This is a genomic window from Shewanella sp. ENK2, from assembly GCF_043568515.1.
GTDB classification, from domain to species: Bacteria; Pseudomonadota; Gammaproteobacteria; order Enterobacterales; family Shewanellaceae; genus Shewanella; species Shewanella japonica.
Map to the genome: position 1 here is coordinate 4309402 of NZ_CP171406.1, position 13867 is coordinate 4323268.

Consider the following 13867-nt stretch of genomic DNA (forward strand, 5'->3'; position numbering starts at 1 on the left):
AAGTGGGGACTGCACCAAGTTATGGTGTCATGGCTTCAGGTGAAGAAGATTATTTATCACTACTTGCATCTGAGTTTAACTATATTACTCCGGAGAACGTAGCAAAGTGGGGACCTTTGCAACCTGTTAGCGCTAATGAATGGGACTTTAGTGCTTTTGATTCCATGTTGGCGGTTACCCAAGACAACAAACAAAAAGTTAAAGGGCACGCATTAGTTTGGCACAGACAGGCACCAAATTTTGTCAATGATCAAGTTAATGCCGCAACGCTAGCACAAATGATTGATAATCATATCACCACCACAATGCAATATTATGCAGGTGAAATTTATGCCTGGGATGTTGTTAATGAGGTTATGGGTGATGATGCTAACTATAGACAATCTGTTTTTTACAAAAAATTAGGAAAATCTTATATTGCTGATGCCTATATTTCAGCAAGGGCTGCTGATCCAAGAGCGAAATTATTTTACAACGATTATGGTATTGATTCCATCAACGCTAAATCAGATGCCGTTTATACCATGATGGCTGAATTAATTGCTGATGGTGTACCTATTGATGGAATAGGGTTTCAAATGCACCTAGATGCCGCTTCTGCACCTAGTACTGAAGAAATGACTGTAAATTTACAACGTTTTGCGGATCTTGGCTTATCAGTCAACATTAGTGAGATTGACGTTAGAATATCTTCACTTCCTTGGGACGACGTCACCAATCTAGCGATACAACAACAAGTTTATCATCGTGCTGTGAATGCATGTATGAATGTACGTCAATGTGATGCGTTTACGCTTTGGGGATTCACTGACAAATACACCTGGATTGATGGAGAGTTTGGTGAAGATGAACCACTTATCTATGATGATGAATATCAACGTAAACCGGCATATTTTGGTGTTGCAGATGGTTTATTAAGAATTGAAGCTGATGAAGCAGGGCAACTACCCAATTTAATCGCTAACGGTAATTTAGAAATCGGCCTTGATGGCTGGTCGACCTGGGCTGGTGAACTTAAGCGAACCGCTTTTTTTGCAAAAAATGGCCGTGGTGGATTAAGAGTAAAGAACCGTACTGAAAATTGGCATGGTGCAGTTTACGATATCAGTGAAGTAATAAAACCCGCTCAAGAGTACGATACCAGTGTTTGGACTCGCGTACTTGCACGAAATCAACAAGTATCGTTAAGTTTAATGACACAGTGTGATAGTGAAGGTGCGATATACCAATCCTTAGATACAGTCTCTCCTCGACTTTTTCGTTGGTCTCAAATTACGGCAAGCTTTACAACACCTGATTGCGACTCATTAACGGCATCTTTATATATTGAAGGCCCACAAGCAGGTATAGACTTGTTTGTTGATGGCTTAACCCTTAGACCTAAACGCTTAGTGCCGAATACAGAAGGATTTGGGCCTAATCTAATTGATAATAGTGATTTTGAGCAAGTTAATCATGAATGGTTTCCATTTGGTGATCCTGTCTTAACAATAACAACTGATAATGCCTATTCGGGGTCGCAAAGCCTGCTTGCTGTCGACAGAACAGAAACCTGGCAGGGACCTGCATTAGATTTAACCAACATAGTAACAGCGGGTAATTCATATCAGTTATTTGCACAGAGTTTAATTTCAGCTTCTCAAGCCACCGTAAAAGCGACTATTCGAGTAACTTGTCCTGCTGGGGATCAATATATTGGTGTAGGAGGGACGACAGCCAGCAATACTGAGTGGCGTTTACTTGGAGGCTTGGTCACTATTCCTAATTGTAACTTCATTGAAGCTGTATTGTATTTTGAAGGGCCATCTCCTGAGGTAAATATATTCTTAGATGACGTGGTATTACATGAAGCCATCACGCAACCCATTAACGCGGTTATACAATATAGTGATTTTGAAAATGGTCTTGATAGCTGGAGTGCCTGGGGCGGAGATTTACAAGTTACTTCAGCGCAGGCATATCAGGGGACTCAAAGTGCATTATTATCTAATAGAACTGGCACATGGCAAGGACCGTTAATTGACTTATTATCACGTGTTCAAGCGGGTCAATTGATTAATATTAATGGATATACACGCATAGAAGGTATTGAATCCAATCCTGTTAACATTACAGTTAAAACACTCTGTGCTGGTGAAACAGAGCAATATCAACAATTAGCCAGTGTTCAAGCAACTAATGATGGTTGGACAGCTATAAATGGTTCGTTAACCTTACCAAATTGCCAATTGGAAGAGGTATTTGTTTACTTTGATGGACCTGTTATTGATGCAAATATCTATCTAGATGAAGTGACTATCAGTACAGAATTGCTTGAAGACCCAAATAATCTCATCACAAACCCTCATTTTGAACAGGATACACAAGGTTGGGTAACATGGGGTGATGCAAATATTAGCCAAACTGATATCGATGCTCATTCAGGAAATTTTAGTGCATTGGTTCAAAATAGGACTGCAGAATGGCAGGGCGCCGTATATGATTTATTACCTACGGTAACTTCTGGTCAGACTTATCAAATCACGGCTTGGTCTAAAATCAGCAGCATGAGCACTATTGAACACAATATCTCTATTACGGTTAAATCACGTTGTGAAGGTGAAAGTGAACTGTATAACGGCGTAGGTGCTGGATTGATCAATAATCTTGATTGGCAACAAGTCACAGGTGAATTAGTGGTACCAGAATGTACATTAGCGGAGTTATTTATGTATTTGGATGGATTACCTATAGGAGTGGATTACTTATTAGATGACGTATCAGTTAATCCATAACTAACATTTTTATCTCCCCCCAACTAAACACCATTGATTATTGATGGTGTTTTTTTTGAGGTACAAAAAAACCAGCTTTCGCTGGTTTAAAAGTTAAAGATGGTACAACTGAGTGGATTCGAACCACCGACCCCCACCATGTCAAGGTGGTGCTCTAACCAGCTGAGCTACAGTTGTATAATATCTTTAAATGGTACAACTGAGTGGATTCGAACCACCGACCCCCACCATGTCAAGGTGGTGCTCTAACCAGCTGAGCTACAGTTGTATCGTTTAAAGACTACATATTCATGTAATCTTTGGAACGAGCGATATATTACGGTATACGTCGCTTGATGCAAGTAAAAAAACAAAAAAATGTTTGAATGGTGAATTGCTGTTCAAATTGAATCTTATTACAGCATAAAGGCTAAGATTTATTTTATTTCCGCTGTAAAACTAAGATTTTATTTGGTTAATTCAAATCGATAGTCGCTATTAACTGCGTTCTTCAATGACTGCTTTCAATTTCCCAGATTTTTGTATGTATCTTAGACGCAGGGCAAATAATATTGCAGCACTAGTTAGGCCTGCAATAAGACCAATCCAAAAACCGTGTGCACCCATGGCTGGTACAATGATATCGGTTCTTGCTAATAAGTAACCTAACGTCATTCCGATAGCCCAATAAGACACAAGGGTAATATAAAAGGCACTTTGAGTATCTTTATAACCACGTAATGCACCTGCAGCAACCACTTGGATTGAGTCTGATAGCTGATACAGTGCCGCTAGGAACATTAAGCTACCAGCTAACGCGACCACTTCAGGGTTGTTATTATACAGTAGGGCAATTTGGGTTTTAAATAACACTGTGATCACGGCCGTAATGACGGCTAATGAAAAAGCAATGAATAACCCTATCTTGGTAACTAAGTTAGATATGTCGAGTTTGTCTTGTCCTAAGTAATAACCCACGCGGATAGACACTGCAATACCAATAGATAATGGCAACATAAATACGATAGATGAAAAATTTAGCGCTATCTGATGTCCAGCAACAACAGTTGCACCTAGTGGAGCTAACAATAATGCAATGACGGCGAATAAACTGACTTCAAAAAATAATGCCATTGCGATCGGCATACCGTGCTTCAACATTTCCCAAATGGTTTTCCAATTAGGTTTATTAAGGCGTTTAAAAGGTTCGATTTCGGCGAATTTTTGATGAAATTGCATGTAAATCATCATAGCAATCATCATGGCCCAAAATACGAGTGCTGTTGCAATACCACAACCTGCGCCGCCCATCGCTGGAACACCAAAATGTCCATAAATAAAAATATAATTAGCAGGAATATTCACAGCTAAACCAACAAAGCCGATGATCATAGTCGGTAGTGTATAGGAAATACCTTCAGAGCAACCTCTAAGTATCTGATACAAAATAAACGCTGGAACACCCCACATAAATCCATGTAAATATCCAGCACTTAACTCAGCAAGTTCTGGTTCTAATTCCATCATGTCGAAAATAGTTTGCGCAAATGAAAGGAACAGCAACACACCCAGACTACCAATTATGGCAATATAGAAAGCTTGTGACATGAGAGGTTGAATCGCTTTAGGATTATTTGCACCATGATGATGGGCAAATACAGGCGTAAATGCGAGAATAAGTCCTTGCACAAATAACAGTGCTGGTAACCAAAGACTAGTACCAATAGCAACCGCTGCCATATCAACAGCACTAACTCGACCTGCCATTACAGTGTCAATAAAGCCCATCATGGTTTGTGTAACTTGGGCAATTAAAACGGGCAAAGCTAATTGGATTAACTTTTTGGCTTGAAAGCCTGTGTGATTCATTAAGAAACCTTATAACTAACGAGTGAAAATATGTTTACTGGTATCGTTCAAGCCACTTGTGAAGTGGTTTCAATTATAGAGCAAAGTGGTTTAAAAACATTTGAAGTTAATATTCCAGAAGAACTACAACAAGGACTTGAGACAGGTGCAAGTGTTGCCAATAATGGAGTTTGTTTGACTGTCACTAAACTTGAGAATAATAGTGTTTATTTCGATGTAATGGAAGAGACCTTACAATTGACAAACCTGAATTTTGTTGAGCCAGGTAACAAAGTTAATATTGAGCGTTCATTAACGTTCGGTAAAGAGATTGGCGGACATATTTTGTCTGGTCACGTACACACAATGGCAGAAGTGACAGAAATTAGTCAAACGGATAAACATTACAACATAACACTTGCTGTACCTGCACAGTGGATGGACTATATTTTTTATAAAGGATTTATAGGTGTTAATGGTTGTAGTTTAACCGTTGGTGAATTAAGTGATAACAGCTTTAAGCTGCACTTGATCCCTGAAACATTAAAATTGACTAATTTGAGTGATATTACTATTGGCGATCGAATCAATATAGAAATCGATAGCCAAACTCAAGTTATTGTAGACACTGTAGAACGTATATTAGCTAAAAAAGCGCTAGGCTAGTCTAACCAAAACGATGAGATTCCTTCATCGTTTAGTGTTACACCAAGCACTAGCGTAGGTTAATTAATATAGTTGCTCATCATCGGTATCTATAAATAGTTGAATGGTGCGATTGGCATCATTCACTAATAAGGTCATGTGCATTGGGTTACAGCATACTCTGCAATCGTCATAATATTCTTGATCTCCGCAACTTGTATCTATATGAACATGCTGATTATGTCCACAATGTGGGCAACTGATCACTCTGCTGACTAAATTCATAATATACTCCTTTATATAGCTTCAACATTGTCCGAAACCTGTTCAATTGGGTCAAAATTACGCTTTAGGATTAAATTATAGTTGAGTGTCAAAGTAAGGATATAAAATCTTAGTATGGGATTATCTATCAGCATTTTTTTGTATTGATCATCTATTATGCTGTTCATATCAATTAATTTATCGATAACAAGCTCTATTACTCCGCATTACTTGATTGCAAAAGGGCTTTTCAATTAGAATGCAAACTCATGCCGCTATTAACTCAGGCTCCTGTAATGTCTGTAGTTTGGTGGCATTTCTTTTTATTTATTATTACCAAGTGGCCCTACGTGTGGGTCACCACTGGATAAGGAAATACAATGCCTATTATTACATTGCCTGATGGCAGCAAACGCGAGTTTGCAGATTCTGTATCAACATTAGATGTCGCAGCCGACATTGGTCCTGGTTTAGCTAAAGCTTGCATCGCTGGCCGCGTTAATGGCGAGCTAGTAGACGCTTGTGACTTGATCACGACAGACTCAGAATTGTCTATCATTACGGCTAAAGACGAAGAAGGTGTTGAAATCCTTCGCCATTCTTGTGCGCATTTATTAGGGCATGCTATTAAGCAAATGTGGCCTGAAACCAAAATGGCGATTGGTCCTGTTATCGATAACGGTTTTTACTACGACATCGATTTAGACCACAAGCTAACGCAAGAAGATATTGATGCGCTTGAAAAGCGTATGTTGGCATTAGCAAAAACAAATTATAGTGTTGTTAAGAAAGTTGTTTCTTGGCAAGAAGCTCGTGACACTTTTGAGTCACGTGGCGAAGAATACAAAATTGCAATTCTTGATGAAAATATTAGCAAGGATTCAACACCTGCTTTATATCACCATGAAGAATATACTGACATGTGTCGTGGTCCGCATGTGCCAAACATGAAATTCTGTCATCACTTTAAACTAATGAGTGTTGCAGGTGCATACTGGCGCGGTAACTCTGATAACAAGATGTTGCAGCGTGTTTATGGTACAGCTTGGGCAGACAAAAAAGCATTAAAAGTGCATTTGAACCGTCTTGAAGAAGCGGCAAAACGTGATCACCGTAAAATTGGTAAGCAACTTGATCTATACCATATGCAAGAAGAAGCACCAGGTATGGTGTTCTGGCATAACGACGGTTGGAGTTTATATCTAGAGCTTGAGAAGTTTATTCGTCAAAAGCTAGGCCAATATACTTACCAAGAAGTTAAAGGTCCGTTGATGATGGATCGTAACTTATGGGAACGTTCAGGCCACTGGGACAAATATGCTGACGCGATGTTTACCACTAACAGTGAAAATCGTGAGTATGCGATTAAACCAATGAACTGTCCTGGCCACGTTCAAATCTTTAATCAAGGACTAAAATCTTACCGCGACTTACCATTGAAAATGGCTGAATTTGGTTGTTGTCATCGTAATGAACCATCTGGTTCACTTCACGGCTTAATGCGCGTACGTGGCTTTACCCAAGATGATGCGCATGTTTTCTGTACTGATGAACAAGTTCAGGAGCAGGTAAGTGAATGTATCCAAATGGTTTACGATACTTATGGCAGCTTTGGCTTCAACAATATCGTTGTTAAATTATCGACACGCCCTGAAAAGCGTATCGGTGATGATGATATGTGGGATAGAGCAGAAGAGGCACTTAAGCAAGCTTTAGATGCAAATAACATTGAATTTGAAGTGTTACCTGGTGAGGGTGCATTTTACGGCCCGAAAATCGAATTTACATTACATGACTGTTTAGACCGTGCTTGGCAGTGTGGTACTGTGCAATTAGATTACGCATTACCAGCGCGTCTTGGTGCAACTTACGTTGCTGAAGATAACACTCGCCAGACACCAGTTATGATCCATAGAGCTATTTTAGGGTCTCTTGAACGTTTCTTAGGTATTCTTATTGAAGAATATGCAGGTAAATTCCCAACATGGCTTGCACCTGTGCAAGTAATTGTTATGAATATTACTGATAAACAGTCTGATTATGTTGACGAAATTGTTAAAACTTTCAAAGAAAGTGGCATTCGTGCATCTAAAGACTTGAGGAATGAGAAAATAGGCTTTAAAATACGTGAACATACGCTTAAGCGTGTACCTTATTTATTGGTCGTAGGCGATCAAGAAATGGAAAATAAGGAAGTTGCGGTTAGAACACGTGACGGTATCGATCTAGGTAAGATGAAAATCAATGATTTCGCTGCCAAGATACAAGAACAAATTTCTAGCCGTAGTCTATTATTGTTGGAGGAATAGGTCATAAAGATCAAGAGAGCAGCAGGGCGACAGCCAGCCCCTAATCGTATTAACGATGAAATCACTGGCGTACCAGAAGTTCGTTTATCGGATATCAATGGTGAGGCAGTTGGAATCGTTAGTATTTCACAGGCACAGGAATTAGCTGACGAAGCAGGTGTAGACCTAGTTGAAATCAGCCCGAATGCTGAGCCACCTGTCTGTCGCATAATGGACTACGGTAAGTTCCTATTTGATAAAGCGAAAGCGCAAAAGGAACAAAAGAAGAAGCAGAAACAGGTCCAGCTGAAGGAAATAAAATTCCGTCCTGGCACTGATGAAAACGACTATCAGGTAAAACTACGCAACCTGATTCGTTTTCTTGAAGATGGGGACAAAGCGAAATTACGCTGCGTTTCCGTGGTCGCGAAATGGCACACCAAAGCCTAGGTATGGATCTTTTGAACCGTATCAAAGGTGATTTGGAAACATATGCTGTAGTTGAATCTTTCCCTAAAATGGAAGGTCGACAAGCAGTTATGGTCCTCGCACCTAAAAAGAAATAGTAGGGCAACCCACTAAAAAGTAGCAAAGTCCTTTTGAGGGTTTTGCTCGCCTTACGTTTTATTAATGTCCCAATGCGGAGTTTTAGCAATGCCTAAAATGAAAACAGATAAGGGTGTTCAAAAGCGCTTCAGAAAAACCGCTAATGGTTTCAAGCGTAAACAAGCACACTTACGTCATATTTTGACAAAGAAGAGCACTAAGCGTAAACGTCACTTACGTGCTAAATGTTTAGTTGCAAAGTCTGATGTGCCAGCAATCGCACGTCAACTACCATACGCTTAATTAAAGGAGATATGAACAATGCCTAGAGTTAAGCGTGGTGTAACCGCTCGTGCTCGTCACAAGAAAGTACTTAAATTAGCCAAAGGTTATTACGGAGCTCGCTCACGTACTTACCGCGTTGCTGTTCAAGCAGTAACTAAAGCTGGTCAATATGCTTACCGTGACCGTCGTCAGAAGAAACGTCAATTCCGTCAACTTTGGATTGCACGTATCAATGCGGCTTCTCGTCAAAATGGTCTTTCTTATAGCCGTTTCATTAATGGCCTTAAAAAAGCATCAATCGAAATCGATCGTAAGATTTTGGCTGACATCGCTGTATTCGACAAAGTAGTTTTCACTACTTTAGTTGAAAAAGCAAAAGAAGCTTTAGCTAAGTAATTAGCTATTATGCTTAAAGAAGGAGCCTTCGGGTTCCTTTTTTTATGCCCAAAATTCTTATAGGATAGTAAAAACACCGAATAAAATGTTGTGTTAATACTTTAGAGAATAGGTGTACTTACATGGAACAGTTACACACTGAACGATTGCAAATTAGTTTAATGACACTCAACGATGGCGACTTGTTGTTTGAGTTAGAATCAAGATCCTGCTGTGATGCAATACATAAACGGTGGTAAAGTCACTTCAGCGCAAGAAATAGAAGACATTTATATTCCGAGGTTAGCTAAATACATCAACCCAGAACGAGGTTGGGGACTTTGGAAAGTATCTCTTAAAGAGCATCCTAGTTCTTTTCTTGGTTGGATACTCATTCGACCTATGCATTTCTTCACTCTGTCTCCTTCATATTCTGATTTAGAAATTGGCTGGCGTTTTAAACAATCAACATGGGGAAGAGGAATAGCGACTGAAAGTGCAAAAGCTGTGATGGAGCATTTGCTTGCAACTCAGCAAAACATAAAGCACTTTTCTGCCATTGCAGATGAAGAAAACCTAGCTTCAATTAATATAATGAAAAAACTGGGTATGAAATATATTGAAAAACTGTCGCACCTTGATGTGGAAGGTGATGTAGACGTTGTCTTATATTCAAAAGACACAAAAAAAGCCAACTAAATAGTTGGCTTTATTCTAAAAATAGCAATTTATTTTTGAGCGTCTAAGAAACGTTCAGCATCTAACGCTGCCATACAACCAGAACCGGCAGATGTAATAGCTTGACGATAATGTTGATCCATAACGTCACCACAAGCATAAATACCTTCAATACTCGTTTGGGTAGCATTTCCTTGTAGTCCACTATTTACAGTAATATAACCATGATTCATGGTTAATTGACCATCAAAAATACCGGTATTTGGACTATGACCAATAGCAATAAATACACCCGCAACGTCTAAATCTGAAATCGCACCATCTTTAGTACTCTTCATCTTTAGACCCGTAACACCCATATTATCGCCAACAACTTCATCGAGAGTTTGATCTAAATGTAGAATAATGTTGCCACTCGCTACTTTATCCATTAATCGGTTGATTAAGATTTTTCAGAGCGGAAACTATCTCTACGATGAATCAAATGAACTTCTGATGCGATATTACTTAAATATAGTGCTTCTTCAACGGCAGTATTACCACCACCTACAACGGCCACTTTTTGATTTCGATAAAAGAATCCGTCACACGTTGCACAAGCAGAAACACCACGTCCCATGAATGCCTCTTCAGAAGGCAAACCTAGATATTTAGCTGACGCACCTGTTGCGATAATTAAGGCATCACAAGTGAATTCACCGTTGTCACCTTTTAATTTAAATGGGCGCTCACTGAAATCAACTTCGTTAATATGGTCAAAGATAATCTCTGTATCAAACTTTTCAGCATGCTGCTGCATTCTTTCCATTAATGCAGGGCCAGTAAGATCATTCGCGTCACCAGGCCAGTTTTCAACTTCGGTCGTTGTCGTAAGCTGTCCACCTTGTTGCATACCAGTGATCATAACTGGTTTTAAATTTGCGCGTGCAGCATAAACTGCAGCCGTGTAACCAGCAGGGCCAGAACCTAATATCAGTAGGTTAATATGACGTGCTTGACTCATTGTTGTATATCTCCGTATTCATATGCCTAAGCAATTTGAATGGATTGTAGGGAATTTAACGGGGCGGGTAAAGCGCAGTTCGGTCTAACTTATAGATTGCTTTAATCGACTATGTACACAAAAGACACCAAAGTGGTGTCTTTTTATACTTATTTTCAGTGCTTACTTGTTAAAACGAAATATGACAGCTCGGCAAGTCATTCTTTTCTAGGTAATTTTGGTGGTATTCTTCAGCAATGTGGAACCGCTTTAATGGTACAATTTCTGTAACAATTTGACGGTTGCCCCATTTGCCACTGGCGATTAATTGTTGTTTTGCTGACTGAGCTATTTCTTTTTGTTGATCATCATGGAAAAAGATAGTGCTTCTATACTGTGTGCCAATATCTTCACCTTGTTGATTCAAGGTCGTCGGATTGTGATTTTGCCAAAAAACAGCGACTAAGGTTTCGTACGAGACGATTGTTTCGTCAAATTCAACTTGAACTACTTCGGCATGGCCAGTGTTGCCGGCTTTAACTTCAGCATAAGTTTGGTATTGATCATTCCCGCCCATATAACCGCATTTGGCATCTAAAACACCTTCTACTTGTTTAAAGAAGTATTCGACGCCCCAAAAACAGCCTGCACCAAATGTTGCTAATGTCATAGTTATACCCGTAAAGAAGTCTAGATGGCTAAAAGTATATTTGTTCACAGCAGGAATGCAAGCAAAGATTTACATTTTGTTAAATGACACTTAACGTTAGCGTCCATTGAATGTGTTAGAATCAACACGATTATGAAACCTATTCGTTTAAACGTCTTTCAAGGAGTCTTTGTGTTTCAGCAATTAATGGACGATCATGACTTTCTCGCTTTTACTTTGGCCAATATTGATAAGCCTTTAAAAAGCCAAGCATTCACATTATCAAATCAAACAACAGTCACAATCTTAGATAATGGTGTAATCAGCTTTAGCCCCGCATCTGGCTCTACAAAGGATGTGGTTTTATCATGTGCCATTCATGGTAATGAAACCGCGCCTATAGAAATATGTAACAAACTCATCAGTGATTTACTTACCTGTAAAATAGAAACGCTGCATCGTGTTTTATTCATTATTGGTAACCCTGATTCTATATTGACTCAAACACGCTTTGTTGAAGAGAACATGAACCGTTTGTTTTCAGGTGCTCATTCAGATGGGGAAGGGCTGATAAATAAAGAACGAGTGAGAGCAAAAGCGCTTGAACAATACGTCAGTGATTTTTCAATGACAATGATAACTCGCAGCGTATTCATTACGATTTGCACACTGCTATCAAGCCTTCAAAGCATGAAAAGTTTGCGATATATCCCTACAGACCAGGCAGAGCATTCAGTGCAAAACAAATAATGTTTTTAGCAGGCTGCGATGTAGATACGATTTTGTTTCATCACGAACCCACAACAACATTTAGTTATTTTTCATCAGAGCAATTTAAAGCTGATGCGTTTACCGTTGAGCTAGGTAAAGTTATGCCATTTGGTGAAAATGATATGCATAAATTTGCAAATACCCACAAAATGTTAGCGGCGCTAATTACTCAAATAGAACCAGAATTAGCCGCATTCGATAGCAATAAACTCAACTTGTATAAAGTATCACGTTCAATCAATAAGCATTTTGATGATTTTGCTTTTTCATTTTCTAAGACGACTGAAAACTTTACTGGGTTTGAGCAAGGCCAGACTTTAGCAATTGAAAATAATCAACAGATAAAGGTTATAGAGCCCTACGAAGCTATCGTTTTTCCAAATGAAAATGTACCTGTTGGGCAACGCACGGTATTATGTTTAGTACCAGCGCCCAATGAAGATATTCAATAACTTGTAAAGTTAGATATACAAATTTTTTGCAAGGTTATTTACCAACAAGAAAGCACATTAGTTGATAGTAAGTTTACGTTAACGTAATGTGCTTTCGCATATAATAAATTAAGCTTTATTTTATAAGGCCTCAGATAACAAGAGCATAATATGAGCAACGCACCGCTGAATAATGAAACAGTGCATCGTGTCAGCTTCTTAGACAAAGCGTCATTGCACATTCCTATTTTAAAAATTCTGCAAGCAGACGGTACCACATATGAAAATGCGGTGATGCCTGTCATTGATCAAGCACTAGCTGAACGTATTTACGACACTTGTGTATTTACCCGTGTTTTAGACGAACGTATGTTAAGTGCGCAGCGTCAAGGTCGGATTAGTTTTTACATGACCTGTACTGGTGAAGAAGCCTCAATTATTGGTAGTACAGCTGCGCTTGATGATGGCGACGTAATACTTGCCCAGTACCGTGAGCATGCTTCTTTACGCTATCGTGGTTTCACCACAGAGCAATTCATGAATCAAATGTTCAGTAATGAGAAAGATTTAGGCAAAGGGCGTCAAATGCCTATTCATTACGGCAGTAATGAACTTAATTATCAAACCATTTCTTCACCTCTAGCGACGCAAATACCTCAAGCAACTGGTGTTGCTCATGCATTCAAGTTACAAGGTAAACGTAACGTAGCAATTTGCTATTTTGGTGAAGGCGCAGCTTCAGAAGGTGATTTTCATGCTGGCTTAAATATGGCCGCAGTACTTAAGTCTCCGACTATCTTTTTCTGCCGTAACAATGGTTACGCCATTTCAACTCCAACTGAAGAGCAATTTGCCGGTAATGGTATTGCGAGTCGTGGTGTTGGTTATGGAATGCACACTATTAGAGTTGATGGTAATGACATGCTTGCAGTATTAGCTGCAACACAACAAGCTAGAGCTTATGCACTTGAACATAATGCACCAGTGTTGATTGAAGCGATGACATATCGTCTTGGTGCGCATTCATCATCGGATGATCCTTCAGGTTATCGCTCTAAAGAAGAAGAAGCCAAGTGGGAACAACATGATCCCGTAAAACGCTTTAAGCTTTGGATGATCAATAAAGATTGGCTAAACGAAAAAGATGACGCTGCTCAGTATGAACATTACCGAGAAGAAGTGTTAAACGCAGTAAAAGTCGCAGAGAAAGTGCCATTACCGCACCTTGACTCATTGATTACAGATGTATTGGATAAGCCAACGCCAGCCCTTGAAAAGCAATTGGCAGAGCTAAAACAACATATTAAGAAATATCCAAAGTCATATCCAAAAAGTGCAGGGAGAATTTAATC

Annotated in this window: 10 protein-coding genes, 2 tRNA genes and 3 pseudogenes; 9 read left to right on the forward strand and 6 right to left on the reverse strand. The window is 39.3% G+C overall.

Translation table 11 applies throughout. The annotated features are described in order from the left end of the window. Nucleotides 1-2: 2 nt before the first annotated feature. Nucleotides 3-2774: an endo-1,4-beta-xylanase gene (locus ACGEDC_RS18830; RefSeq protein ID WP_394495079.1), complete on the forward strand. Its 2772-nt coding sequence runs from the start codon at nt 3-5 to the stop codon at nt 2772-2774. Between the two features lie 100 nt (nt 2775-2874). Here ACGEDC_RS18830 and ACGEDC_RS18835 read toward each other — a convergent pair. The 3 genes from ACGEDC_RS18835 to ACGEDC_RS18845 all read right to left on the reverse strand — a co-directional run bounded on the left by ACGEDC_RS18835 (nt 2875) and on the right by ACGEDC_RS18845 (nt 4622). Continuing rightward, nucleotides 2875-2951: transfer RNA gene (locus ACGEDC_RS18835), tRNA-Val, on the reverse strand. A 14-nt stretch (nt 2952-2965) separates the two neighbouring features. Next, nucleotides 2966-3042 (reverse strand) — tRNA-Val (locus ACGEDC_RS18840). Between the two features lie 209 nt (nt 3043-3251). Then, nucleotides 3252-4622, reverse strand: coding sequence for an MATE family efflux transporter (locus tag ACGEDC_RS18845; protein ID WP_065108099.1), 1371 nt, complete (start codon nt 4620-4622; stop codon nt 3252-3254). A gap of 30 nt (nt 4623-4652) precedes the next feature. On the opposite strand from ACGEDC_RS18845, the gene ACGEDC_RS18850 reads away from it, so the two are divergent. Beyond that, complete coding sequence (locus ACGEDC_RS18850; RefSeq protein ID WP_394495082.1) at nt 4653-5267, forward strand: riboflavin synthase subunit alpha; 615 nt, start codon at nt 4653-4655, stop codon at nt 5265-5267. A 63-nt stretch (nt 5268-5330) separates the two neighbouring features. Here the strand turns inward: ACGEDC_RS18850 and ACGEDC_RS18855 are convergent, their stop codons facing one another. Beyond that, on the reverse strand, nt 5331-5531 hold the full coding sequence (locus ACGEDC_RS18855; protein ID WP_394495084.1) for a CPXCG motif-containing cysteine-rich protein: 201 nt from the start codon (nt 5529-5531) through the stop codon (nt 5331-5333). 359 nt (nt 5532-5890) lie between these two features. Here ACGEDC_RS18855 and thrS point away from each other — a divergent pair, with 359 nt between their 5' ends. The 5 genes and pseudogenes from thrS (at nt 5891) to ACGEDC_RS18880 (ending at nt 9703) form a co-directional block, all read left to right on the forward strand. Continuing rightward, nucleotides 5891-7819: a threonine--tRNA ligase gene (gene thrS, locus ACGEDC_RS18860; RefSeq protein WP_055023951.1), complete on the forward strand. Its 1929-nt coding sequence runs from the start codon at nt 5891-5893 to the stop codon at nt 7817-7819. A gap of 3 nt (nt 7820-7822) precedes the next feature. Further along, nucleotides 7823-8364, forward strand: a pseudogene (gene infC, locus ACGEDC_RS18865) (translation initiation factor IF-3). Between the two features lie 88 nt (nt 8365-8452). Continuing rightward, on the forward strand, nt 8453-8647 hold the full coding sequence (gene rpmI / locus ACGEDC_RS18870; RefSeq protein WP_055023949.1) for a 50S ribosomal protein L35: 195 nt from the start codon (nt 8453-8455) through the stop codon (nt 8645-8647). Between the two features lie 18 nt (nt 8648-8665). After that, nucleotides 8666-9025, forward strand: coding sequence for a 50S ribosomal protein L20 (gene rplT, locus ACGEDC_RS18875; protein WP_012325107.1), 360 nt, complete (start codon nt 8666-8668; stop codon nt 9023-9025). A gap of 216 nt (nt 9026-9241) precedes the next feature. Next, entirely contained in the window at nt 9242-9703 is a 462-nt protein-coding gene (locus ACGEDC_RS18880) for a GNAT family N-acetyltransferase (protein ID WP_394498404.1), read from the forward strand. 29 nt (nt 9704-9732) lie between these two features. Here ACGEDC_RS18880 and trxB read toward each other — a convergent pair. Both trxB and msrA read right to left on the reverse strand, forming a co-directional pair. Then, a pseudogene (gene trxB, locus ACGEDC_RS18885) lies at nt 9733-10685 on the reverse strand (thioredoxin-disulfide reductase). A 169-nt stretch (nt 10686-10854) separates the two neighbouring features. Next, entirely contained in the window at nt 10855-11334 is a 480-nt protein-coding gene (gene msrA / locus ACGEDC_RS18890) for a peptide-methionine (S)-S-oxide reductase MsrA (RefSeq protein WP_394495088.1), read from the reverse strand. Between the two features lie 171 nt (nt 11335-11505). Between msrA and astE the strand changes: the two are divergent. Further along, a pseudogene (gene astE / locus ACGEDC_RS18895) lies at nt 11506-12536 on the forward strand (succinylglutamate desuccinylase). A 150-nt stretch (nt 12537-12686) separates the two neighbouring features. Next, nucleotides 12687-13865 carry a thiamine pyrophosphate-dependent dehydrogenase E1 component subunit alpha gene (locus ACGEDC_RS18900; protein ID WP_055023944.1) on the forward strand — a complete coding sequence of 393 codons (1179 nt, stop codon included), beginning with the start codon at nt 12687-12689 and terminating at the stop codon, nt 13863-13865. Nucleotides 13866-13867 lie beyond the last annotated feature (2 nt).

Bases quoted from the DNA above. Each gene is read 5' to 3' on its own strand.
- ACGEDC_RS18845 (WP_065108099.1), bottom strand. From the start codon at position 4,622: ATGAATCACACAGGCTTTCAAGCCAAAAAGTTAATCCAATTAGCTTTG.
- ACGEDC_RS18850 (WP_394495082.1), top strand. From the start codon at position 4,653: ATGTTTACTGGTATCGTTCAAGCCACTTGTGAAGTGGTTTCAATTATA.
- ACGEDC_RS18855 (WP_394495084.1), bottom strand. From the start codon at position 5,531: ATGAATTTAGTCAGCAGAGTGATCAGTTGCCCACATTGTGGACATAAT.
- thrS (WP_055023951.1), top strand. From the start codon at position 5,891: ATGCCTATTATTACATTGCCTGATGGCAGCAAACGCGAGTTTGCAGAT.
- rpmI (WP_055023949.1), top strand. From the start codon at position 8,453: ATGCCTAAAATGAAAACAGATAAGGGTGTTCAAAAGCGCTTCAGAAAA.
- rplT (WP_012325107.1), top strand. From the start codon at position 8,666: ATGCCTAGAGTTAAGCGTGGTGTAACCGCTCGTGCTCGTCACAAGAAA.
- ACGEDC_RS18880 (WP_394498404.1), top strand. From the start codon at position 9,242: ATGCAATACATAAACGGTGGTAAAGTCACTTCAGCGCAAGAAATAGAA.
- msrA (WP_394495088.1), bottom strand. From the start codon at position 11,334: ATGACATTAGCAACATTTGGTGCAGGCTGTTTTTGGGGCGTCGAATAC.
- ACGEDC_RS18900 (WP_055023944.1), top strand. From the start codon at position 12,687: ATGAGCAACGCACCGCTGAATAATGAAACAGTGCATCGTGTCAGCTTC.